Genomic DNA, 587 nt, shown 5'->3' with positions numbered 1-587 from the left:
ACCTTGGTCTCACCCTCTTTCAGGTACTGCACCTTGTCGTTGGCGACTTCATAGCTCCACTTGCCATCTGTGGTGATGGTCAGGCTACCCAGCACACTGCCGGTCGGGGTACCGGTACCGGCCTTGAACACCGCCTCGCCCGCATCCAGATCGGTCAGGGTCAGGGTGCCGCTGTCGGTCAGGGTCGGATTGCTGGCATCCTCGGTCACCGCGCCGTGGTCGTCGCCGGCAATCACCGGCAGATCGTTGGTGCCGGTGATGGTGATGACCACCTCGTGGCTGGTGCCATCGGCACTGTGCACGGTGAAGGTCTCCACCTTGGTCTCGCCCGCAGCCAGGTACTGCACCTTGTCGTTGGCGACTTCATAGCTCCACTTGCCATCTGTGGTGATGGTCAGGCTACCCAGCACACTGCCGGTCGGGGTACCGGTACCGGCCTTGAACACCGCCTCGCCCGCATCCAGATCGGTCAGGGTCAGGGTGCCGCTGTCGGTCAGGGTCGGATTGCTGGCATCCTCGGTCACCGCGCCGTGGTCGTCGCCGGCAATCACCGGCAGATCGTTGGTGCCGGTGATGGTGATGACCAC

The 587-nt window shown here is 63.7% G+C and carries 1 protein-coding gene; it reads right to left on the bottom strand.

Features of this window, described 5'->3' with window-relative positions; all coding sequences use genetic code 11:
• The coding region (locus tag KW825_RS20245) for a VCBS domain-containing protein (RefSeq protein ID WP_218330237.1) at window positions 1-587 on the bottom strand (587 nt) is incomplete at both ends.

It is taken from the genome of Aeromonas sp. sif2433, assembly GCF_019218705.1.
In the GTDB taxonomy this organism is placed as follows: domain Bacteria; phylum Pseudomonadota; class Gammaproteobacteria; order Enterobacterales; family Aeromonadaceae; genus Aeromonas; species Aeromonas encheleia.
This window is presented reverse-complemented; position numbering and strand designations above follow the sequence as displayed.